Source organism: Neisseria sp. P0019.S003, assembly GCF_051957115.1.
GTDB lineage: Bacteria > Pseudomonadota > Gammaproteobacteria > Burkholderiales > Neisseriaceae > Neisseria > Neisseria flavescens_D.
The window spans coordinates 408031-430113 of record NZ_JBQCWT010000001.1 but is presented as its reverse complement, the minus strand read 5'-3'; the positions used below and the strand labels follow the sequence as shown (position 1 = coordinate 430113).

Below are 22083 nucleotides of genomic sequence, written 5' to 3'. Positions count from 1 at the left end.
TGTTGATATAAAAAAGCTTCTTCATAATAAGAAAGTTAATGATAGTGGCAATTTGGGAATATTAGGTTGATATATGGCAAACATTTATCAAGCAATCATTTTTGATTAAATGATTACAATAATAGGGATGATTGTCCTTGCTATGATTTTGAATGGGAGAGGCCGTCTGAAATTTCTTTCAGATGGCCTGTTTTATTTGAAAATGTTGTAAAAAGTCTAAACTCTAATGAATAAAAGTATCTATCAAGATGAAAGTAGTTGTTTGTAGCGTTGGAAAACATTAATATTGCTAAACGTGTTTTCACGAGATTTTAACTTTGTTTTGGAGAGAATAATGAAAAAATCGATTATCGCTTTGGTTATTGCCGGTTTGCCGCTGGCTGCATCTGCAGAAGTGATTCTGTATGGTCAAATCAAAAGCAGCGTGACCGTCGGTCAAGTAAAAATCAAAGGTGATGCAGGTTCTGAAACCAGCTCTACCGCAACCAGCATCAATGACAATACTTCCCGTATCGGTTTCAAAGGCAGCGAGAACTTGGGCGGCGATTTGAAAGCCATCTGGCAGGTAGAACAAAAAACGGCCATTACCGGCGGTTCCCAAGGTTTTGCCACTCGGGACTCCTTCATCGGTCTGCAAGGTAACTTCGGTAAGATTCGCGCCGGTAAACTCAGCAATATGCTGAACGAAATGGACACCATCGATCCATGGATGTACAAAACCAATGCCGCAGGCTTGGGCATCTTTACCCGTACCGGCAACCGCAACGCCGCTGTACGCTACGACAGCCCGGATTTCGGCGGATTCAAATTCAACGTGTCTTACGCACCGCGCGACAACCGCAATCCTTCAGACAAATACACGCACAGCAAACCGGCCAAAGACCAATACACCGGCGGCGTGAGTTTCTCTAAAAACGGCTTTACCGCCAATGCGGCTTACGGTCACTACAACGGCGCGTACACCGACAAATCAGGCAAAGTCAAAGCGGCGCAAATCGCCAAAGTCGAAACTTATTACGATAAAGACAATCTCTTTGTCGGCGGCGGCGTACACTATGCCAAAGGCCATGAGACAGGCAACGAATATTTAGGCTATTTCACCGATGGTTTTAATGAGTACAAGGGTAGTGACATTACTGTCGATACAGGCAAATCTGAAGCCGTAAAAGTAGTTGATGCAGCGGTAACAGTCGGCTACAAATTCGGCAACGTGACCCCACGCATTACTTACGCACACGGCTGGCCTGCCAAGGGCGTGAACAGCGGCGAGAAATTGGTGGATAAATTCGACCAAGTCGTTGTCGGCGGCCAATACACCTTCAGCAAACGCACCGGCATCAATGCCCAACTGGCGTATCTGAAAGTCGGCAACAAAACCCGTCTGACTGCAGCCAACAAAGGCGGCGTTGAACAAAAAGCCGCTTCTGTGGGCCTGTATCACAAATTCTAAGCCGTCTTGAAAGACAAGGCCGTCTGAAAAATTTCAGACGGCCTTTTTCTTGATTAAAGCAGTTTATTTGTCGTGGTTGGTCAGCGTTGTACCGTGACGGCCGCCGCGTTCTTTCAAACGTTGTACCAAGCCTTCGACCGTTGTCGGCATGCCGTCGATACAGAATGCCTGATACAGGGCGGTGTGCAGGGCATCATTGCGGCTGAATGTATTGCCGATCAGCTTCCAATCGCCTTTACGCGGCTCGATCCAGCGGTGGTTTACTGTGTCGCCGTAAGCGAATATTTTGTAAGAAGAACGCTTGTCGTTGCTGTAAGTAAAGGACGTACGGGCGCAATAGAGGCCTTCGACGGAGAGGTTGTCGTAGCCTTTGTCGGAGCGCACGTTCAAGACGTAGCGGATGCTGTTGTCCGGCTCAGGCATGATTTGCAGGCTGCTGAGCAGGATTTTGGGCTGCTTGCCGTAAGTTTCGTTAACGTAGAGGTCGAACCAATCGCCCGATTGGGTATCGGGCAGGGGCGGCAACTCGGCTTTGTGTTCTTTAAATTCGCGTGCGGCAACTTCTTCAGGGCTTTCCTGATAACGCGTGTTGGTCAGCGTATCCTTTTGGCTGAAACCCAAAGCAAATGCTTGAGTCGCGGCAAGGCTGAGAGCGAGAAGGGCAAAACGGCGCATAGACAGCTCCAAAGTGAAAAACGGCTTTATTTTATGGGCTTGCAGGGTGGGGTGCAAGTAAGTGCGGTATAATTGACGTTAATTCTGATTAATATGACGAGTTTTCATCATGAATACACAAACTCTGGATGTCATTGGTTTGAAATGCCCTCTGCCGATTTTGCGTGCTAAAAAAGCTTTGGCGCAAATGCAGGAAGGCGAAGTGCTGACCGTATTGGCTACCGATGGTGGCGCGCCCGGCGATTTTGAAGCGTTTTGCCGTCAGACCGGACATGTCTTGTTGGAATCGAGCGAGGCCGACGGCGTGTTCAAGCTGGTGTTGAAACACAAATAAAGGCCGTCTGAAATGTCTAAAGCCGTCGCGTTGTCTGCCGCTGTATTGGCCGTCTGCCTGAGTGCATGCGGCAATGAAGGCGTTTCACCGCAGAACGCTGCCGATTATGCCCAAAATGTAACCGACTTGTTCCGCCAAAGCTGCGTAGCCGCAGACGGCGATGCTGCCCTTGTCGGCGAGTTTGCCAATGCCAACAAACTGGTTTTATTGTCGAAAAAAGATATTGCCGATTTGCCTGCCGGAATGATGGATTTGGAGGCATTAAGCATTTGGAAGAAAACGGTAAACGGCGCAGATTATTATTTGAGCCTGACTGAAGACAGTTGCAGTGTGCGTACGGCCAAAGCCGACGATCATCTGATTTTCAAACAATTTTTGGCTTTGGCAGAAAATCCGCCGCAAGGTTTGAACGCTGAGTTGCGTGCCGATAATTTGTCGGAAGCCCCGTTGCCTATGCGCCAGATTTCCTACGCATGGCGCGCGTCCGGCAGTCCGAAAGAAACCTTGCTGACCGTCAAAACAACGTCGTCCGAGCATTTTCCGGTACAGGCTGTTTTTTATTTGACCCATCATTCTTACGACAATAAGGCCGCCGTTTTGCCTTAGGCCGGTTGACGATTAAAAAACATCAAATCGATAGAAACCGTTACCGCCGAATAGAGGCCGTCTGAAACATTATCAAACCAAACCACTCGAAAGTAAGCTATGCAAACCCTGACCATCATCCGCCCCGACGATATGCACTTACACCTGCGCGACGGCGACGCGCTCAAAGCCGTTGCCCCGTACACCGCCCGGCAAATGGGCCGCGCGGTTATCATGCCCAACCTGAAGCCGCCCGTTGTCAGCGTTGCCGATGCCCAAGCATACAAAGAGCGCATTATGGCTGCCCTGCCAGAAGGCAGCGCCTTCCAGCCGTTGATGACGCTTTATTTGACCGACAACGCCACTCCCGAACTCGTGCGTGAAGCCAAGGCTGCCGGTATTGTGGCTTTCAAACTTTATCCTGCAGGCGCGACCACCAATTCCGATTCCGGCGTGACCGACTTGTTCAAACTGATTCCCGTGTTGGAAGAAATGGCGAAACAGGGCATTTTGTTCTTGGTTCACGGCGAAGTGACCGATGCTGAAATCGATATTTTCGACCGCGAAGCCGCCTTTATCGAGCGCGTGATGAAGCCGGTTTTGGCGCAAGTGCCCAACCTCAAAGTCGTGTTTGAACACATCACCACTGCCGAAGCAGCCCGACTGGTATTGGAAGCAGGTGATAATGTGGCCGCGTCCGTGACGCCGCAACACTTGCTGCTCAACCGCAACGACCTTTTGGTCGGCGGCGTGCGCCCTCATCATTTCTGCCTGCCTGTACTCAAACGTGAAACCCACCGTCAGGCTTTGGTTGCCGCCGTTACCGGCGATAAGGCGCACAAATTCTTTCTCGGCACGGACTCTGCGCCACATGCTAAAACCGCCAAAGAAAATGCTTGCGGTTGCGCCGGTATGTTCAGCGCGATGACTGCCATTGAGCTTTATGCTGAAGTGTTTGAGAAAGCAGGCGCGTTGGATAAACTGGAAGCCTTTGCTTCTAAAAACGGCCCACGTTTCTACGGTCTGCCTGAAAATTCCGATACCATCACATTGCTTAAACAAACGCAAACCGTACCTGCCAGCGTACCTTACGGCGATGGCGAGCTTGTGCCGATGAGGGCCGGCGGTGAGATTGAATGGACGGTGCAATATTAAATTTGTTGTCAATAAGGCATAAAAAGAAACAACCTGCTTGAAAGGGCAGGTTGTTTTTTATTGTCGTTCAGACGGCCTGTCATGGAGAGGGAGGCAGACAAGGCCGTCTGAAAACTGGATTAGATGTGTGTTTATTCAGTCAACATGGATTTCAGTGCTTCCCAAGCCTGTGGCAGTTGGGTAAAGCCGTCCGAAGCCATCAAATGGCCGCCTTCGGGAATATGGGTAACAGGACTTTTGAGTTTGGCCGCCATGTCCAAAGTCAGTTCGGGCGGAACATGGGTATCGTTGTCGGAAACTAGACAGTGTTTGGGCATGTCGATTTTGCGCAGGATGTCGAAATCGGGGGACGCTGCTTTGATGTAGGCATCGAGTGCGGGCAGGGGAGGCAACGTATCGGCAAAACCTGCGGCAAGCAGCAGACCGCCGATTTTTTGCGGCTGTTGGCGGCTGAGGAAGTGAAGGAGGGTAATGCAACCGAGGCTGTGGCCGACTAGGAAGGTATGGGCATCGGGCTTGCCAATGTGCTGGTCAAGGGTAAACTGCCACGCGGTCGTGCTTGGTTTGTCGGGATTGGGCATGGCGAGGGAGATTGCTTGTGCGCCGGTGCTTTTGACTTGGGCGCAAAGCCAGTCAAACCAGTTGCCGTGCGGATTGCCTTCAAAGCCATGTACGATATAAACGCGTCGATTCATGTTTTTCCTCCTTCAGACGGCCTGAGACTTTTGTCTAAATCTCTGCCTGTAAACATTCATTATACCATGTTTGTTTATGTTTTATTGTTTGTCGCTTAGTAAGGATTTTTGATTAAGCTTTTGTTGTTAAATGATATTTGCAAGAATAATAAAGCAAACAACACGGCAGGGGCGGATGGTTTTACCGTGTTGTTCGGGTTTGAAATATATATGTGCCGTCTGAAAAAACAGTTTAGAAATAGCCTTGTTTTTTGCGCTCTTCCATTGCCGCTTCTGATACGCGGTCGTCCATGCGTGTGGCGCTGCGTTCGGAAATGGTTGCGGCGGCGGTTTCGGCAATGATGTCTTCGGGCGTGGCGGCGGTACTGGCAACAGGGCAGGTGCAGGAAATATCGCCGACGGTGCGGAAACGGACATCGCGGATTTGGGCAACTTCGCCTTCGCGTTTTGGGGTCAACGGGGTAACGGGAACGAGCAGGCCGTTGCGTTCGACGACTTCGCGTTTGTGGGTGTAATAAATCGGCGGCAGGGCGAGTTTTTCGCGTGTGATGTATTGCCAGATGTCCAATTCCGTCCAGTTGGAAATCGGGAACACGCGCATGTTTTCGCCTTGGAATAGGCGCGTATTGTAGAGCGACCATAATTCGGGACGTTGGTTTTTAGGATCCCATTGGCCGAACTCGTCGCGGAAAGAGAAGATGCGTTCTTTGGCGCGCGCTTTTTCTTCATCGCGGCGTGCACCGCCCATTAGCGCATCAAAGCCTTGTTCTTCGATGGTTTCAACCAGTGTAACGGCTTGGGCGGCGTTGCGCGAATCGGTTTCGCGGCGCAAGACGATGCTGCCTTTGCGGATGGATTCTTCTACGCTGCCGACCACAAGTTGTACGCCGGTACGCGCGACCGTATCGTCGCGGAACCGAATCACTTCGGGGTAGTTGTGGCCGGTATCGACGTGCAGGAGTTTGAACGGCAGCTTCAGCGGACGGCCTTCGATTTGGAAGGCTTTGGCGGCAAGCGCCAGCAATACGACGGAGTCTTTACCGCCGGAAAACAGCAAGGCCGGATTTTGGGCATTGGCAATCACTTCGCGGATGATGTAGATAGACTCGGCTTCGAGCCAGTCGAGGTGGTGGTTTTGGATAGACATTTTTTCTCTCTTTGCAACCTTGGCGATAGCCGATACTTTAGTGAGGCCGTCTGAAAAAGGGAAAGAATGGTTTGTTTGTTGCAAAGATGTTTTTGTTATATTGCAAGGCCGTGTTTTTCAGACGGCCTTTGCGCTTTAACTTATTTTTAACCCGATTTCTCTGACGAAGCGCCTGTCTTAGCGTACACTTTGGTTTTTTATAAATGAGAATGGTTTATGTATCACGGCGAGAGATTTAATGCGTACAGCCATTTGGCCGGTTTCTTGTTGGCAGTGGCGGCGTTGGTGCTGATGCTGGTGAAAGCGGTGGAATCGGCGGACGGCTATCGGATTGCCGGTGCACTGACTTACGGAGTTTGCCTGCTGCTTCTGTATTTGGGCTCAACCTTATACCACAGCATTCCGCAGCCGAAGGCCAAGGCGATTTTGCAAAAGGTCGATCATTGTATGATTTATCTTTTGATTGCGGGCAGCTATACGCCGTTTACGCTGATTACCCTTCACGGTGGCTGGGGCTGGTCGCTTTTCGGCGTGTCGTGGGGCCTGGCTTTAGTGGGTATCATTCAAGAGCTGACGGTTGGGCGCAAAAGCGAGAAGCGGCTGCTGTCGATGGTGATTTATGTGTTGATGGGCTGGCTGATTGTGGTGGCGGTATGGCCGCTGATACAGTCGCTTTCGGCCGGTGGATTATTTTGGCTGGTGTTGGGCGGCGTATTGTATAGCGCGGGGATTTATTGGTTTATCAACGATACGAAAATCCGCCACGGCCACGGTATCTGGCACTTGTTTGTCTTAGCAGGCAGTTTGACGCAATTTATCAGCATTTATTTTTATGTGTTGTAGTTTCAGACGGCCTGAAATAAAAAAACCTCTCAGTTTGACTGAGAGGTTTTTGTTTGTCGCTAACCTGGGTTTTTGTCGTGAAATTCGTGGAATTCATAGTTGTAGGTCAGCTCTTTGCCGGCTTTGGTTTGCGCCAGATAATCGTCGTAAACCGCACGGATTTCCTTACGCAGCAGGAAGAGGGCGATTAAGTTCGGCAAGACCATAAAACCATTGAACATATCGGACATGCTCCAAACCAAATCCACTTTGCCCAATGTACCCAATACGATGGCCACCAAAACCAGTGCGCGGTAGATGCCCAAGTGTTTGCCGCGGAACAGGAAGCGGATATTGGATTCGCCGAAGTAGTACCAGCCGATGATGGTGGTAAAGGCGAAGAAGGTCAGACAGACGGCGAGCAGTTGCGAACCGAAACCCGGGAAGGCCTTGTTAAAAGCCAGTTGGGTAACTGCCGCACCAGTTTCGCCGGACAGGTTGGCGTCGGTCAGCAGGATAATCAACGCAGTTGCCGTGCAGACCATCAGCGTATCGATAAAGATACCGATAAACGCGGCCATACCTTGTTGAACAGGGTGTTTGACGTTGGCAGTCGCATGAGCGTGCGGGGTAGAACCCATACCGGCTTCATTGGAAAACAGGCCGCGTGCCACACCGAAGCGGACGGCCTCGCGCATACCGATACCGGCCGCACCGCCCAATACCGCTTCAGGATTGAAGGCGGCGACAAAGATACTGTGGAACATCGGGATGATGTGGTCGGAGAATTTGAACAAAATAATTACGGCACACAAGATGTAAATCACCGCCATAAACGGCACGACAAATTGCGCGATACCGGCAATACGGTTGATGCCGCCGATAATGATCAGGCCGGCGAATACTGCCAAAGCAATGCCGACAGCCATCGGAGGAATATCGAAAGCCAAATTCATGGCCGAGGCGATAGAGTTGGACTGGGTCGCGTTACCGATGAAACCCAGCGCGATAATCAAGGCGATGGAGAAAAAGCCGGACAGGAAACGCGCCGCGCCACGGCCGATTTTCGGGGTCAGGCCGTGCGTGATGTAAAACGCAGGGCCGCCGATGTATTTGCCGTGGCTGACCACACGGTATTTTTGCGCCAAAACAGCTTCTGCAAAAATGGTAGACATGCCCAGAATGGCAGACAACCACATCCAAAAAATGGCACCCGGGCCGCCGGCAGTAATCGCAGTGGCGACGCCGGCCACGTTACCAGTACCGATTTGTGCGGAAATCGCCACGGCAAGCGCTTGAAATTGAGACAGGGATTTGCCTTCGTGGTCTTTGTCTTTTTTGCTGAACAAGCCGCCGAAAACGGATTTGAAACCCGTCCCCAATTTGGTCACTTGCGGCGCGCCCAAGTACAGGGTAAAGAACAGGCCAATACCGATTAAGGCATAAATCAGCAGGTAGTCCCAAAGAACCTGATTGACTGCACCCACCAGAGCAGACAATATTTCTTCCATAATAAAACCTTTAATAAAAACAATAAAAATAAAATGATACGGGTAACTACTCCCACTCATTTTTCATGGTTGGCAACATCGGCGAGCAGGCCGTTTTGCCATTCGATACCGGTTAAGTTGTTAACAATTTTGACCGATTTTGTCATCATACCGTAAACCTTCGTGAATTAAAACGAAAAACTGACAAAGGTTTGCCGCAAATGTGCTTCTTTATTTAAAAAAGGTTTCTTTGTTTTCAGACGGCCTTTTTTTGTAAATGTTTGGGCCGTTCGAATATTTTGGGTAAAGGCAACTTATGATAAAATGCACGCCTTACAAATGAAGCAAATTCCGCCTCAACGCGTGAAAAAACGAAAGGAATCAACATGGCAGGCCATAGTAAGTGGGCAAATATCCAACACAAAAAAGCCCGACAAGATGCCAAACGCGGCAAAATCTTTACCCGTCTGATTAAAGAAATTACCGTTGCTGCTCGCATGGGCGGCGGCGACCCCGGCGCGAACCCGCGCCTACGCCTGGCTTTGGAAAAAGCCGCTGAAAACAATATGCCTAAAGACAACGTGCAACGTGCCATCGATAAAGGTACGGGCAATCTGGAAGGCGTGGAATACATCGAGTTGCGTTACGAAGGCTACGGCATAGGCGGCGCGGCTTTGATGGTGGACTGTCTGACCGACAACAAAACCCGTACCGTTGCCGATGTACGCCATGCGTTCACTAAAAACGGCGGTAACTTGGGTACCGACGGTTGCGTAGCGTTCAACTTCGTTCATCAAGGCTATTTGGTGTTTGAACCGGGCGTTGACGAAGATGCGCTGATGGAAGCAGCTTTGGAAGCTGGTGCGGAAGACGTCATCACCAACGACGACGGCTCCATCGAAGTGATTACCGCGCCGAACGACTGGGCAGGCGTGAAAGCGGCATTGGAAGCCGCAGGTTATAAATCTGTTGACGGCGACGTTACCATGCGCGCCCAAAACGAAACCGAGTTGAGCGGCGAAGATGCGGTTAAGATGCAAAAACTGATTGATGCATTGGAAGATTTAGACGACGTACAAGACGTTTACACTTCTGCTGTGTTGAATCTGGACTAAACAGTTTAAAGAACAAAAGGCCGTCTGAAATTTCAGACGGCCTTTTTATATCGAAACCAATCAGATTTTTCTGGTTTTCAACCAAGCCCAAAGCAGCAGCAATACGACGAAGCTGAAATACAAAATACTCCATACCGGCAGGGCGATGCCGAATAGATAGTCCGGCTCGGCGCAGTTGCCAAAGCCACGGACGATGGGTTCAAACCAATCGAACAAAGGCCAGTCGCGCAGGCGGAAGGTCCAAGGTGCGCCGCAAGAAGGGGCGGTGCCGGGCGGCAGGCTTTGCAGCCAAATTTGATAGGCGGCGACACCTGCGCCGTAAACGGCCGGGGCGGCAATCAACAATGCTGAGAGCGAGCGGGCAAATTTGGAAGATTGAGAACTGAATGCCGTAACAATGGCCAACAGTCCGACAGCCAATACGCACAAGCGTTGCAGGATGCACAATACGCACGGGTTCATGCCCAAAACGTATTGGGAAATAAAGGAGCCGCAGGCGGCAAATATGGAGAGGACGACTAAAAATAAAACAGTCTTGCGGAAAAAGTTCATAATATAAAACCTTTCATACGGCCTGGACGCAAAACAGCCGATAAATAATGTTTACTTTAACACAAAACGCATATGCTTTTTTTGGTTTGACGGTTTTTTGCGTATGTTTGTTGATGTTGCGTAACCATAAATATAGAAACAAGAATGTGTCGTACAGAAAAGGCCGTCTGAAATATTCAGACGGCCTTTAGGGGAGAGACGTTTTATTTTTTCCCGTGAGATTTTTTGACATCTGCTTCAGTAATCGTACCGCCGCCATTATTGAAGGCGTTCATGATGTAAGTGGCAACGGCGGCAACATCGGCATCGTTGATGGCGGTAGAAGGCATAAAGCCGTTGTAGGATTTGCCGTTTACTTTAATCGGGCCGTTGATGCCTTTGGTCATGCTTTGCAACAGCACTTGCGGTTTTTTATTGATATAGTCGGACTGGAATAAAGGTGGGAACATGGCACCCCGGCCTTCGCCTTTTTTCCCGTGGCAGGCAGCGCAGTTGGTTTCGTAAATTTTTTGTCCTTTGCTCATCAACGCAGCATCAGCGGCAAAAGCGGTTGGGATGCTGAATGCGGTCAGAAGGAGCAGGATAGGGCGGAGTGCAGTCATGATGTGTTCCTTTTTGAGTGGTATTTTTGATGGCCACACGCTTGGTTTGCGTTTTAATAGCTTGATGATAACGCTAAAGGCCGTCTGAAAGTAGATTTTTCAGACGGCCTTTGGTTTAGGTCAAATCCAGCCTTGCAGATTAGCCCGACTTAATTGTGCAAGTGCGGCAATCCAGTCGGCGGAATCGTTGAGGCAGGGGATGTAACGGTATTCTTTGCCGCCTGCGGCGTGGAATTGTTCGCGTCCCATAATGGCGATTTCTTCCATGGTTTCGAGGCAGTCGGCCAGGAAGCCGGGGCAGAATACATCGAGTTTGGCTGTGCCTTGTTTCGGCAGCTGATCAAACAGGGCTTGCGTACTGGGCTTGACCCATTGGGATTTGCCAAACTGGCTTTGGAAAGAAACGATATATTCTTGTTCGGACAAGCCCAATGCCTGCGCCAGCAGTTTGGCAGTATGGTGGCACTCGTCAGGATAAGGGTCGCCGTCGTCGTGATGCTTTTGCGGAATACCGTGGAAACTCAACATCAGTTTTTCGCTGCGTCCGTTTTGGGCCCAATAGGCTTCAATATGCTGCTTCATGGCTTGAATATAGGCGGCATCGTCGTAATAACGGGAGACAGTGCGGACGCTCATTTGGTTGCGTTGCAGCAATAACTCTTGGAACACTTTATCCAAAGCCGCGCCGGTAGACGAGCCGGCATATTGCGGATAGAGCGGAATGACCAGCAATTTGCCCACGCCTTGGGCTTTAAGTTCCGCCAAAACATCGGCAACGCTTGGATTGCCGTAAGTCATGGCATGACGGACGATGACATCGGGCAAGTGTTTAGCCAGGGCTTCTGCTTGGCGGCGCGTGTAAACCTCAAGCGGCGAACCTTCTTTAAACCAAACTTTTTCATAGGCATGCGCGCTTTTTTTCGGACGAAAAGTCAATACCAAGCCGCGCAATATCGGTTGCCATAAGAGCTTGGGCAGTTCGACAACACGTTGATCGGACAGAAACTCTTTCAAGTAAGGCTTGACTGCGGCAGCCGTCGGCGCGTCAGGCGTGCCAAGGTTGAGCAGCAGGACGGCGGTACGGTTTTGTGCGGTGTAGGCTAAGGGAGGTTCGGTATGGAAACGGGACATGATTGTGCTTTATTAATTAAGAATATTGAGGCCGTCTGAAAAGCAGTTTGAATTAAAACCTGATTTCAGACGGCCTTTAAAAGGATTAATCCACACCGCGGGCGCGGTTTTCATTGAATTGCGCCTGCCAATCGGCAAATTTGCCTTGTTCGATGGCTTCGCGCATTTCTGCCATGATGACTTGGTAGAAGTGCAGATTGTGGATGGTGTTGAGCTGTGCGCCCAAGATTTCGCCGACACGGTGCAGATGGTGCAGGTAGGAGCGGCTGAAATTCTGACAGGCGTAGCAGGTGCAGCTTTCATCGATCGGACGCTTGTCGAGTTTGTGTTTGGCGTTTTTGATCTTCAAATCGCCAAAACGGGTAAACAGCCAGCCGTTACGCGCATTGCGGGTGGGCATGACGCAGTCGAACATATCCACGCCGTGTGCCACGCCGTACACCAAGTCTTCAGGCGTGCCGACGCCCATCAAATAATGAGGTTTGTGTTCCGGCAGGATAGGGCCGACGGCGCGCAACATACGGTACATTTCGGGCTTAGGTTCGCCAACGGACAAGCCGCCGATGGCCAAGCCGGGAAAGTCGAGTTCTTCCAAACCTTTCAGCGACTCTTCGCGCAAATCTTCATACATCGCACCTTGGACAATACCAAACAGCGCATTTGGGTTTTTCAGGTCTTCAAAAGCCTTTTTGCTGCGTTCCGCCCAGCGCAGGCTCATTTGCAGCGATTTTTGCGCTTGGCTGTGCGTTGCTTCGCCAGGGGTGCATTCGTCTAACTGCATCACAATGTCGGAATTCAACACAGTTTGGATTTTCATCGACACTTCGGGCGAGAGGAACAGTTTGTCGCCGTTGATCGGGCTTTGGAATGTACAGCCTTCTTCGGTCAGCTTACGCATATCGGACAACGAAAATACTTGGAAACCGCCTGAGTCGGTCAAAATCGGCTTATCCCAGCCGATAAATTCGTGCAGGCCGCCGAATTGTTCGATGACTTCCAAACCGGGGCGCAGCCACAGATGGTAAGTGTTGCCTAAGATGATTTGTGCTTTGATGTCATGCAGGTTTTGTGGGTTCATCGCTTTGACCGAACCGTAAGTGCCGACCGGCATAAATACCGGCGTTTCGATTTTGCCGTGGTTCAGTTCCAAAGTGCCGCGTCGGGCATGACCGTCTTTTTTGTGTAAGGTAAATTTGAGCATAGTAATAGATTGGACGTTCACGTGTGTGCGAAATGAAAGGGCAGATTATAAAGGATTTTTCGTTGGTTGACGGCTGGATTTTATCTTTGTCAAAACAATGCTTCAGGCGGCCTGAATGATGGAGGAAATAAAAAATGAGGTATAAATCAAACAAAAATATTCAGGCCGTCTGAAAAGTATTTACAGATGCTTGCAAAAGGGAACACGCTTCGTTACAATAAGCGACTTAGATGAAGGCACATAGCTCAGTTGGTTAGAGCACCACCTTGACATGGTGGGGGTCGTTGGTTCGAGTCCAATTGTGCCTACCAAATTTCCATAACGGCTTTATGCCGTTATTTTTTAATGTTTTGGAGCTTTCTAATGTTGAACATTACCTTGCCGGACGGTTCGGTCCGCCAATATGAATCACCCGTTACCGTGGCGCAAATCGCAGCGTCTATCGGTGCAGGTCTGGCAAAGGCAACGGTAGCGGGCAAGGTTAACGGTAAATTGGTGGATGCTTGCGATCCGATTACCGAAGATGCCCATGTTCAAATCATTACGCCTAAAGACAAAGAAGGCGTGGAAATTATCCGCCACTCCTGCGCGCACTTGGTTGGTCATGCGGTCAAGCAGCTCTACCCAGATGCCAAAATGGTTATCGGCCCGGTGATTGAAGACGGGTTCTATTACGATATTGCGACTGAAAAACCGTTTACGCCTGATGATGTGGCCGCCATCGAAGCGCGCATGAAAGAGTTGATTGCACAAGACTATGACGTCATTAAAGTGATGACGCCCCGTGCAGAAACCATCAAAATTTTCCAAGATCGCGGCGAAGAGTACAAATTGCGTCTGATTGAAGACATGCCTGAAGTGGAAGCAATGGGTATGTATCATCATCAGGAATACGTCGATATGTGCCGCGGTCCTCACGTTCCCAATACCCGTTTCTTGAAAAACTTCAAGCTGACCAAACTGGCAGGCGCATACTGGCGCGGCGACAGCAATAATGAAATGTTGCAACGTATTTACGGTACGGCTTGGGCAAGTAAAGACGAATTGAAAGCCTATATCCAACGCATCGAGGAAGCAGAAAAACGCGACCACCGTAAGCTGGGTAAACAATTGGATTTGTTCCACCTGCAAGATGAAGCGCCGGGTATGGTGTTCTGGCATCCTAAAGGCTGGGCTTTGTGGCAGGTGATTGAGCAGCATATGCGCAAAGAGTTGAATGCTGCCGGTTATAAAGAGGTGAAAACGCCTCAGATTATGGATAAAACCTTCTGGGAAAAATCTGGCCACTGGGAAAACTATAAAGACAATATGTTCGTGACCAGTTCAGAAAAACGCGAATACGCGGTTAAACCGATGAACTGTCCGGGTCATGTACAAATTTTTAATAACGGCCTGCGCTCATATCGCGATTTACCAATGCGTTTGGCTGAGTTTGGTTCTTGCCACCGCAATGAACCAAGCGGTGCATTGCATGGTCTGATGCGTGTTCGCGGTTTTGTGCAAGATGATGCGCATATCTTCTGTACCGAAGATCAAATCGTTGATGAAGCACGTGCATTCAATGAATTGCTGGTTCGCATTTACAAACAATTCGGTTTCCATGATGTTGCTGTGAAGCTGTCCCTCCGCCCTGAACAACGTGCAGGTTCTGACGAAGTTTGGGATAAAGCCGAACAAGGTCTGCGTGATGCATTGACCGCTTGCGGCGTAGAATGGGAAGAGTTGCCTGGCGAAGGCGCATTCTACGGTCCTAAGATTGAGTATCATGTCAAAGATGCCTTGGGTCGCTCTTGGCAGTGCGGTACCCTGCAGTTGGACTTTGTATTGCCGGAGCGTTTGAATGCAGAATATGTAACTGAAAACAACGACCGTGCGCGTCCTGTAATGTTGCACCGTGCTATTTTGGGTTCGTTGGAGCGCTTCATCGGTATTCTGATTGAAAACCATGCAGGCTCATTCCCATTGTGGCTTGCGCCGGTTCAAATGGTGATTATGAATATCACCGAGAACCAAGCAGATTATTGTCGTGAAGTGGCTGCCAAATTGCAGGCGGCAGGCTTCCGTGTCGAATTGGATTTACGTAACGAAAAAATCGGTTACAAAATCCGCGACAACAGCCAATACCGTTTCCCTTATCAAATCGTCGTCGGCGATAAAGAGAAACAAGAAAACAAAGTTGCGGTACGCCGCAAAGCAGAAGACTTGGGTTCTTTGAATGTAGATGATTTTATTGCGCAATTACAGCAAGAAATCACTGATGCCCTCGTCAATCATTAATTTTTATAGGAGTATTCATCATCGCTCAAGAACGCGAAGCACGAATCAATGGTGAAATTACCGCCAAAGAAGTGCGATTAATCAGTGAGTCAGGCGATCAGCTTGGTGTCGTTTCAGTTCGTGAAGCTCTGGCTATGGCCGAAGAGCAAGATGTCGATTTGGTAGAAATTTCCCCGACTGCCAAACCGCCCGTATGCAAACTGATGGATTACGGTAAATACAAATACCAACAAGCCAAGAAGCGCGACGAAGCCAAGAAAAACCAAAAGCAGGTACAAATCAAGGAAATTAAATTCCGTCCGGGTACTGATGAAGGCGACTATCAAATCAAGATGCGCAACATCAACCGCTTCCTCGCCGATGGTGACAAAGTCAAAGTGACATTGCGTTTCCGCGGTCGTGAGATGGCCCACCAACAATTGGGTGCCCAACTGCTTGAACGCGTAAAAGAAGAGTTGGCTGAAGTGGCACAAATCGAATCCTTCCCTAAAATGGAAGGCCGCCAAATGGTGATGATGATTGCACCTAAGAAAAAATAAAGCTATAATGCAAGGCTTATTTCGATTGCCGCTCGAAATAAGGTTTAATTAGCGGCAAAAACCGTGGTATTTTGGGATCCAAGTGTTTGAAATTTATTTCAAAACCCCTTATACCTTATCTAATAACGAATGGAGTTTTCCAATGCCTAAAATGAAAACCAAGTCTAGCGCGAAAAAACGCTTTAAAGTACTGGGTAACGGTGGTGTAAAACGCGGTCATGCGTTCAAAAGTCACATCCTGACCAAAAAAACCACTAAAACTAAACGTCAATTGCGCGGCACCGCTATGGTGGATTCACGCGATTTGGCTTCTGTTGCTAAAATGTTGCCCTACGCTTAAGGAGTTTAGAATATGCCACGCGTAAAACGCGGTGTTACCGCTCGTGCTCGTCACCAAAAAGTCTTCGCGTTAGCCAAAGGCTACCGCGGTCGTCGTAAAAACGTTTACCGTGTTGCCAAACAAGCGGTAATGAAAGCCGGTCAATACGCATACCGTGACCGTCGCCAACGCAAACGTCAATTCCGTCAACTGTGGATCGTTCGTATCAATGCAGGTGCCCGTGAAAATGGTCTGTCTTACAGCAAATTCATGAATGGCCTGAAACGCGCTGCTATCGAAATCGACCGTAAAGTATTGGCTGATTTGGCTGTATTCGACAAAGCTGCATTTGCACAATTGGTTGAAAAAGCTAAAGCTGCTTTGGCTGCTTAATTCGATAAGATTATTTAAAAAGGAAGCTTATGCTTCCTTTTTTCTTTTCTTAAAGAAATCCTATGTAGTTGATTTTCTTTCTTTAAACTCTATTTTTTTATACTAATTTGCGATAAAATAGGCCACTCTTATCAAACGGATTGGCCGCAGTAAGACAAAAGGCCGTCTGAACGGGTTTGCAATCAAATCCAACAGACGGCTTTGTTGTTTCAGACGGCCTGCCATCAACAAACAGACGATAAACCACTATGGAAAATGTAAACCGTATCGTTGCAGAAGGTATTGCCGCTATTGAAGCCGCGCAAGACTTCAATGCCTTAGAACAAATTAAAGCACGCTATCTTGGTAAAACTGGCGAATTGACCGGACTTTTGAAAACTTTGGGTCAAATGTCTCCTGAAGAGCGTAAAACCATAGGCGCGCACATCAACGAATGCAAAAATCAGTTTCAGACGGCTTTTAATGCCAAACGCGATGCCCTGAATGAAGCCAAGTTGCAGGCTCAATTGGCTGCAGAAGCCTTGGATATTACGTTGCCGGGCCGTGCACAAGAGCATGGCGGTTTGCATCCGGTTACTTTGACTTTGCAACGTGTGGTTGAGCTGTTTCACGGTATGGGTTTTGAAGTGGCGGACGGCCCTGAAATCGAAGACGATTTCCATAATTTCCAAGCCTTGAATATTCCTGCAAATCACCCAGCGCGTGCGATGCAAGATACTTTCTACGTTGAAAACGGCGACGTTTTGCGTACACACACTTCGCCTATTCAAATCCGCTATATGCTCGACAAAAAAGAGCCGCCTATCCGCATTATTGCCCCTGGCCGCGTTTACCGTGTGGACAGTGATGCCACTCACTCGCCTATGTTCCATCAGGCCGAAGGTTTGTGGGTGGAAGAGGGTGTCACTTTTGCCGACTTGAAAGCAGTGTTCACTGATTTTATCCGTCGCTTCTTTGAACGTGATGACCTGCAAGTGCGTTTCCGTCCGTCTTTCTTCCCGTTCACCGAGCCTTCTGCCGAAATTGACATTATGGGCGAAAACGGCAAATGGTTGGAAGTAGGCGGTTGCGGTATGGTACATCCTAACGTATTGAAAAACGTTAATATCGACTCTGAAAAATATACCGGTTTCGCTTTTGGTATTGGTCTCGACCGCTTTGCCATGTTGCGTTACAACGTCAATGACCTGCGCTTGTTCTTCGATAACGATTTGAACTTCTTGAAGCAGTTTAAATAAATTTCAGATGGTCTTTTGATAGGCCGTCTGAAAAAGCGAATAGATATTACTGATTTCGTCTGATAAAAATTTGTTTCAGACGGCCTGATAGTAGAGAAAATAATATGCAATTTCCTTATTCATGGCTGAGAACCCAAGCCAATCCTGATCTTTCTGCCGATAAACTGGAACATCTTTTGACCATGGCCGGTTTGGAAGTGGAAGAAATCGATACTGCTGCCCCTGCTTTCAGTGGCGTGGTTGTTGCCGAAGTAAAATCCGTTGAAAAACATCCTGATGCAGACCGTTTGAACGTTACCCAAGTTGATGTCGGTACGGGCGAGTTGGTTCAGATTGTTTGTGGTGCGCCGAATGTCAAGCTGGGTATTAAAGTCCCATGTTCGTTGCCGGGTGCCGTTTTGCCGGGCAATTTCAAAATTAAGCCGACTAAAATGCGTGGCGTACCATCAAACGGTATGCTGTGTTCGACCAACGAACTGGGTTTGCCTGATGATGGTGTAGACGGTCTGCACATTCTGCCTAAAGATGCGCCTGTCGGTACCAATATCCGCGAATACTTGGATTTGGACGATACGCTGTTTACGTTGAAAATTACGCCTAACCGCGCTGATTGCTTGAGTGTTAAGGGTATTGCGCGTGAGGTTTCTGCGTTGACTCAATGTGCGTTTACGCCTGTTGAAATTCAGACGGCCTCTATCGACAGTGAGAAAAAACAGGCTGTCCGTATTGATGCACCGACCGATTGCGGTCGTTTTATCAGCCGCGTTATTGAAAATGTCAATGCGAAAGCGGCTACTCCCGATTGGATGAAACAACGTTTGGAACGCAGCGGTATCTGCAGCATTTCCGCATTGGTGGACATTGGTAACTATGTGATGCTGGAAATCGGTCAGCCTATGCATGTTTTCGATGCTGACAAGCTGTCAGGCAGTTTGATTGTCCGCCGTGCTCAAAATGGCGAGACTTTGGCGTGTCTGAATGAGAAGACGGTTACTTTGGCTGACAATACACTGGTGGTCGCTGATGAAAAAGGTGCGTTGAGCTTGGCCGGCTTGATGGGCGGCGAGGCAAGCGCGGTTTCTGATGAGACACAAAATATTGTGTTGGAAGCTGCTTGGTTTGCTCCGGAGATTATTGCAGGTAAATCCCGTCAATACGGTTTTGGTTCGGATTCTTCTTTCCGTTTTGAGCGTGGTGTGGATTACCGCTTGCAAGCTGATGCCATTGAGCGTGCTACCGAATTGGTGTTGCAGATTTGCGGTGGTGCGGCCGGTGAAATGGTTGAAGCACAAGGTAAATTGCCTGAGACAAAACAGGTTGAATTGCGTTTAGGCCGTCTGAAAACGGTATTGGGCGTTGAAATCCCTGCCGAGCAAGTTGAAATTATCTTGCAACACTTGGGTTTACAGCCTGAGAAAACCGAAGAAGGCTTCCGTGTCACTTCTCCTAGCTTCCGTTTCGATATCGAGATCGAAGCCGATTTGATTGAAGAAATCGGCCGCGTTTACGGTTATGAAAATATTCCCGACGACTATACTTCAGGCCGTCTGAAAATGTTGGCATTGCCTGAAACCAAACGCCCGCGTTTTGCGGTTTATAACGAAATGGCGGCTCGCGGTTACCGCGAAGTGGTCAGCTATGCGTTTGTGGATGAGCAATGGGAGCAAGACTTTGCTGCCAATACCAATCCTATCCGTCTGCAAAATCCGTTGGCGGCGCAGTATGCCGTTATGCGTTCTACGCTTATCGGCGGTTTGGTGGAAGTTTTGCAAAACAATTTGAACCGCAAGCAAAACCGAGTACGCGTATTTGAAATTGCCCGTGTGTTCAGCAAAGATTCGGCTGATCAATTTGTTCAAAACGAACGTATCGGCGGTTTGTGGTATGGCTCTGTGCTGCCTGAGCAATGGGGTGAGAAAACACGCAACGTAGATTTCTACGATATGAAAGCCGATGTTGAGAGTCTTTTGAAAAACAAGGAAGTATCCTTTGTTAAGACCGAACATCCGGCATTGCATCCTGGACGTGCCGCCAATATTGTTTCAGACGGCAAAGTAGTTGGTTTTGTTGGCGAGTTGCATCCGAAATGGCTGCAAAAATATGACTTGCCACAAGCGCCGCTGGTATTTGAAATCGATATGGATGCGGTATTGGGTCGTGAGAAAACCCGTTATCAGTCTGTATCCAAATTCCAACCTGCGCGCCGAGATTTGGCATTTGTAATGCCTGAGGCTGTGACGCATGATGATTTGTTAAATGCCCTGAAAGCGGCAGCAAACAAGCTGGTTCAAGAAATCAGCGTGTTTGACGTTTACCGCGGTACGGGCGTGCCTGAAGGCATGAAGAGCGTTGCCGTCAAAATCATTTTGCAAGATATGGAAAACACGCTGACAGATGAAGTCATCGAGCCTTTGGTTGCGAAAATGATTAAAGCGGCAGCCGAAAAAGACGCACAGCTTCGCGCTTAAAATTAAGATAAAAGTTGTCGCCAAAAATCACCAATAATGTTTGATTTTTTGGTGAGGACTTGATTTTTAAAAGAATTTTGGTAATAATTGCACCAGTTTGAATAAAGGTAAACACATGACACTAACTAAAGCAGAATTGGCTGATATTTTGGTCGACAAAGTCAGCAACGTCACCAAGAATGATGCCAAAGAAATCGTCGAGCTCTTTTTTGAAGAAATCCGTAGCACTTTGGCGCGTGGTGAAGAAATTAAAATTTCCGGTTTCGGCAATTTCCAATTGCGCGACAAACCTCAACGCCCTGGCCGTAACCCTAAAACAGGCGAAGAAGTGCCGATTACCGCACGCCGTGTGGTAACTTTCCATGCCAGCCAAAAACTCAAAGGCATGGTGGAGCATTACTATGACAAACAACAATAATCCGGTTATTCCTGCCAAGCGTTATTTTACGTTGGATGAGATGTGCCAATTGGTGCAAATCAGCCCGGCTCAGTTTGCCCAATGGCAGCATGAAAATAATGTTGTGATTGGATACGGTGGCGATAGATATACGCGCTCAGATGTGGTTAAGTTGTTGAAACTTAAAGATACGTTTGAACCGTATATCGATACGTTCAGCCGTGGTGCTTTGGATGCAAACGGCAATCCTGCCGCTAATGCGGAAGAAGTCCGTCATGGTCTGACGCAGATTTTGTCTGATTTGGAGCGTCATCTAGGTTCTGAACAACAAAACCATCATGTTGAGCTGTAATCGATAGGGAAACTCTGATCAAAAGTGCGAAGGCATACAAAGATTTGCATAATTGATTCTAATAAAGGCTGTTTGAATGATTTTCAGACGGCCTTTATTGTTTTATATTGCTTTCAAAATATCAGAATCTTGATTGCAAATGATTCTATGAAATAGCCGTAAATGTTATACTTAGCCTCTTGTTTGCCGATTGGGAAGAAACAGTCATTAGATAATGCGGATAGATACCGCCTTTTCATGGCAGACTGAGGTTTTTAAAACAAATGTAACGGCAGAATAAACAGGCTGCCGGACAACATTCAAATCGATGAAATGGATAGCAGAAAATGAGCAGAATCCAACAAACTTTCTCAGCGCTCAATGGCGCAAAAGCACTGATTCCTTATATTACGGTGGGTGATCCCAGCCTTGAGACAACCTTGGTATTGATGCATAGCCTGGTGGCTAATGGTGCTGATATTTTGGAACTGGGTGTGCCGTTTTCTGACCCGATGGCGGATGGTCCGACCATTCAGCGTGCGGCCGAAAGGGCGTTGGCAAATCATGTTTCTTTGCACAACGTATTGGAAACAGTACGTTTGTTCCGCCAAACCAATGATAAAACGCCGATTGTGTTAATGGGTTATTTGAACCCAGTACATAAAATGGGTTATCAAGCATTTGCACAAGCGGCTGCCGACGCGGGCGTGGATGGCGTATTGACTGTGGATTCTCCGGTAGAAACCATTACCCCGCTGCATGACTCGTTGAAAGCGCAAGGTATTGATTGTATTTTCCTTATTGCGCCAACAACAACTGAGGAGCGTATTCAAACGATTGCCAAAGTAGCCGGCGGTTTTGTGTATTATGTATCGCTCAAAGGTGTAACCGGTGCTGCAAGTTTGGATACTGAAGAAGTTTCGCGTAAAATAGAGCTTTTGCGCAAATACATCGATATTCCGATTGGTGTCGGCTTCGGCATCAATAATGCGGAGAATGCGCGTAAAATTGGTGCGGTAGCGGATGCCGTTATTGTCGGCAGCCGTATCGTCAAAGAGATTGAAAGCCACGCAGGTAGCGAGGCCGAAGCGGTAGGCGTGTTGGTTAAAGAGTTGAAAGACGCGATTCGCTAATATTTTTTATTCCATTATTTCAGACGGCCTTACG

Annotated in this window: 23 protein-coding genes and 1 tRNA gene; 16 read left to right on the top strand and 8 right to left on the bottom strand. The window is 48.4% G+C overall.

What is annotated here, in order from left to right; all coding sequences use genetic code 11:
* Nucleotides 1-334 precede the first annotated feature (334 nt).
* Nucleotides 335-1450: a porin gene (locus ACTHTS_RS02055; RefSeq protein ID WP_128580860.1), complete on the top strand. Its 1116-nt coding sequence runs from the start codon at nucleotides 335-337 to the stop codon at nucleotides 1448-1450.
* A gap of 63 nt (nucleotides 1451-1513) precedes the next feature.
* Here ACTHTS_RS02055 and ACTHTS_RS02050 read toward each other — a convergent pair whose 3' ends face one another.
* A complete protein-coding gene (locus tag ACTHTS_RS02050; RefSeq protein WP_440369069.1) occupies nucleotides 1514-2125 on the bottom strand; it encodes a CNP1-like family protein in 612 nt (203 codons plus the stop codon).
* Nucleotides 2126-2234: 109 nt separating this feature from the next.
* Between ACTHTS_RS02050 and ACTHTS_RS02045 the strand changes: the two genes are divergently transcribed.
* From ACTHTS_RS02045 to pyrC, 3 genes are all read left to right on the top strand, one after another.
* Complete coding sequence (locus ACTHTS_RS02045; protein WP_003681929.1) at nucleotides 2235-2459, top strand: sulfurtransferase TusA family protein; 225 nt, start codon at nucleotides 2235-2237, stop codon at nucleotides 2457-2459.
* Between the two features lie 12 nt (nucleotides 2460-2471).
* Nucleotides 2472-3065, top strand: a complete 594-nt coding sequence (locus ACTHTS_RS02040; RefSeq protein ID WP_440369068.1) for an NMCC_0638 family (lipo)protein — start codon at nucleotides 2472-2474, stop codon at nucleotides 3063-3065.
* A gap of 99 nt (nucleotides 3066-3164) precedes the next feature.
* A complete protein-coding gene (pyrC, locus tag ACTHTS_RS02035; protein WP_371459372.1) occupies nucleotides 3165-4199 on the top strand; it encodes a dihydroorotase in 1035 nt (344 codons plus the stop codon).
* A 131-nt stretch (nucleotides 4200-4330) separates the two neighbouring features.
* On the opposite strand, the gene ACTHTS_RS02030 is transcribed toward pyrC, so the two are convergent.
* Both ACTHTS_RS02030 and cysD read right to left on the bottom strand, forming a co-directional pair.
* On the bottom strand, nucleotides 4331-4894 hold the full coding sequence (locus tag ACTHTS_RS02030) for an RBBP9/YdeN family alpha/beta hydrolase (RefSeq protein ID WP_440369067.1): 564 nt from the start codon (nucleotides 4892-4894) through the stop codon (nucleotides 4331-4333).
* A gap of 232 nt (nucleotides 4895-5126) precedes the next feature.
* Nucleotides 5127-6068, bottom strand: a complete 942-nt coding sequence (gene cysD / locus ACTHTS_RS02025; RefSeq protein ID WP_440369182.1) for a sulfate adenylyltransferase subunit CysD — start codon at nucleotides 6066-6068, stop codon at nucleotides 5127-5129.
* A gap of 189 nt (nucleotides 6069-6257) precedes the next feature.
* Here cysD and trhA point away from each other — a divergent pair, with 189 nt between their 5' ends.
* Complete coding sequence (trhA, locus tag ACTHTS_RS02020; protein WP_440369066.1) at nucleotides 6258-6884, top strand: PAQR family membrane homeostasis protein TrhA; 627 nt, start codon at nucleotides 6258-6260, stop codon at nucleotides 6882-6884.
* A gap of 59 nt (nucleotides 6885-6943) precedes the next feature.
* On the opposite strand, the gene ACTHTS_RS02015 is transcribed toward trhA, so the two are convergent.
* Nucleotides 6944-8374, bottom strand: coding sequence for an alanine/glycine:cation symporter family protein (locus ACTHTS_RS02015; protein WP_440361813.1), 1431 nt, complete (start codon nucleotides 8372-8374; stop codon nucleotides 6944-6946).
* A gap of 365 nt (nucleotides 8375-8739) precedes the next feature.
* On the opposite strand from ACTHTS_RS02015, the gene ACTHTS_RS02010 reads away from it, so the two are divergent.
* On the top strand, nucleotides 8740-9468 hold the full coding sequence (locus ACTHTS_RS02010) for a YebC/PmpR family DNA-binding transcriptional regulator (RefSeq protein WP_003745951.1): 729 nt from the start codon (nucleotides 8740-8742) through the stop codon (nucleotides 9466-9468).
* 60 nt (nucleotides 9469-9528) lie between these two features.
* Here ACTHTS_RS02010 and ACTHTS_RS02005 read toward each other — a convergent pair whose 3' ends face one another.
* The 4 genes from ACTHTS_RS02005 to tgt all read right to left on the bottom strand — a co-directional run bounded on the left by ACTHTS_RS02005 (nucleotide 9529) and on the right by tgt (nucleotide 12954).
* Nucleotides 9529-10020: a disulfide bond formation protein B gene (locus ACTHTS_RS02005; protein ID WP_440369065.1), complete on the bottom strand. Its 492-nt coding sequence runs from the start codon at nucleotides 10018-10020 to the stop codon at nucleotides 9529-9531.
* A gap of 203 nt (nucleotides 10021-10223) precedes the next feature.
* A complete protein-coding gene (locus ACTHTS_RS02000; protein WP_308881436.1) occupies nucleotides 10224-10622 on the bottom strand; it encodes a c-type cytochrome in 399 nt (132 codons plus the stop codon).
* Nucleotides 10623-10742: 120 nt separating this feature from the next.
* The gene (gene hemH, locus ACTHTS_RS01995; protein WP_440369064.1) at nucleotides 10743-11753 is read right to left on the bottom strand and encodes a ferrochelatase; all 1011 of its coding nucleotides are present in this window, start codon (nucleotides 11751-11753) and stop codon (nucleotides 10743-10745) included.
* An 85-nt stretch (nucleotides 11754-11838) separates the two neighbouring features.
* Nucleotides 11839-12954 (bottom strand): tRNA guanosine(34) transglycosylase Tgt, encoded by a 1116-nt coding sequence (tgt, locus tag ACTHTS_RS01990; protein WP_063067901.1) that lies wholly within the window; start codon nucleotides 12952-12954, stop codon nucleotides 11839-11841.
* A gap of 234 nt (nucleotides 12955-13188) precedes the next feature.
* On the opposite strand from tgt, the gene ACTHTS_RS01985 reads away from it, so the two are divergent.
* The 10 genes from ACTHTS_RS01985 to trpA all read left to right on the top strand — a co-directional run bounded on the left by ACTHTS_RS01985 (nucleotide 13189) and on the right by trpA (nucleotide 22049).
* Nucleotides 13189-13265, top strand: a tRNA-Val gene (locus tag ACTHTS_RS01985).
* A 52-nt stretch (nucleotides 13266-13317) separates the two neighbouring features.
* Nucleotides 13318-15231 (top strand): threonine--tRNA ligase, encoded by a 1914-nt coding sequence (thrS, locus tag ACTHTS_RS01980; RefSeq protein WP_070838676.1) that lies wholly within the window; start codon nucleotides 13318-13320, stop codon nucleotides 15229-15231.
* 17 nt (nucleotides 15232-15248) lie between these two features.
* The gene (gene infC / locus ACTHTS_RS01975) at nucleotides 15249-15770 is read left to right on the top strand and encodes a translation initiation factor IF-3 (RefSeq protein ID WP_079453677.1); all 522 of its coding nucleotides are present in this window, start codon (nucleotides 15249-15251) and stop codon (nucleotides 15768-15770) included.
* A gap of 142 nt (nucleotides 15771-15912) precedes the next feature.
* Entirely contained in the window at nucleotides 15913-16110 is a 198-nt protein-coding gene (gene rpmI / locus ACTHTS_RS01970) for a 50S ribosomal protein L35 (protein ID WP_003675505.1), read from the top strand.
* Nucleotides 16111-16122: 12 nt separating this feature from the next.
* A complete protein-coding gene (gene rplT / locus ACTHTS_RS01965) occupies nucleotides 16123-16482 on the top strand; it encodes a 50S ribosomal protein L20 (protein ID WP_003675502.1) in 360 nt (119 codons plus the stop codon).
* A 248-nt stretch (nucleotides 16483-16730) separates the two neighbouring features.
* Complete coding sequence (gene pheS, locus ACTHTS_RS01960) at nucleotides 16731-17720, top strand: phenylalanine--tRNA ligase subunit alpha (protein ID WP_063067900.1); 990 nt, start codon at nucleotides 16731-16733, stop codon at nucleotides 17718-17720.
* Nucleotides 17721-17824: 104 nt separating this feature from the next.
* Nucleotides 17825-20188 carry a phenylalanine--tRNA ligase subunit beta gene (gene pheT / locus ACTHTS_RS01955; protein ID WP_063067899.1) on the top strand — a complete coding sequence of 788 codons (2364 nt, stop codon included), beginning with the start codon at nucleotides 17825-17827 and terminating at the stop codon, nucleotides 20186-20188.
* Between the two features lie 115 nt (nucleotides 20189-20303).
* Entirely contained in the window at nucleotides 20304-20606 is a 303-nt protein-coding gene (locus ACTHTS_RS01950; RefSeq protein ID WP_003680933.1) for an integration host factor subunit alpha, read from the top strand.
* On the top strand, nucleotides 20590-20937 hold the full coding sequence (locus ACTHTS_RS01945; RefSeq protein ID WP_004519475.1) for a hypothetical protein: 348 nt from the start codon (nucleotides 20590-20592) through the stop codon (nucleotides 20935-20937). The genes ACTHTS_RS01950 and ACTHTS_RS01945 overlap by 17 nt, the downstream gene beginning before the upstream one ends.
* Nucleotides 20938-21263: 326 nt before the next feature.
* Nucleotides 21264-22049 (top strand): tryptophan synthase subunit alpha, encoded by a 786-nt coding sequence (trpA, locus tag ACTHTS_RS01940; RefSeq protein ID WP_063067898.1) that lies wholly within the window; start codon nucleotides 21264-21266, stop codon nucleotides 22047-22049.
* Nucleotides 22050-22083: the final 34 nt, after the last annotated feature.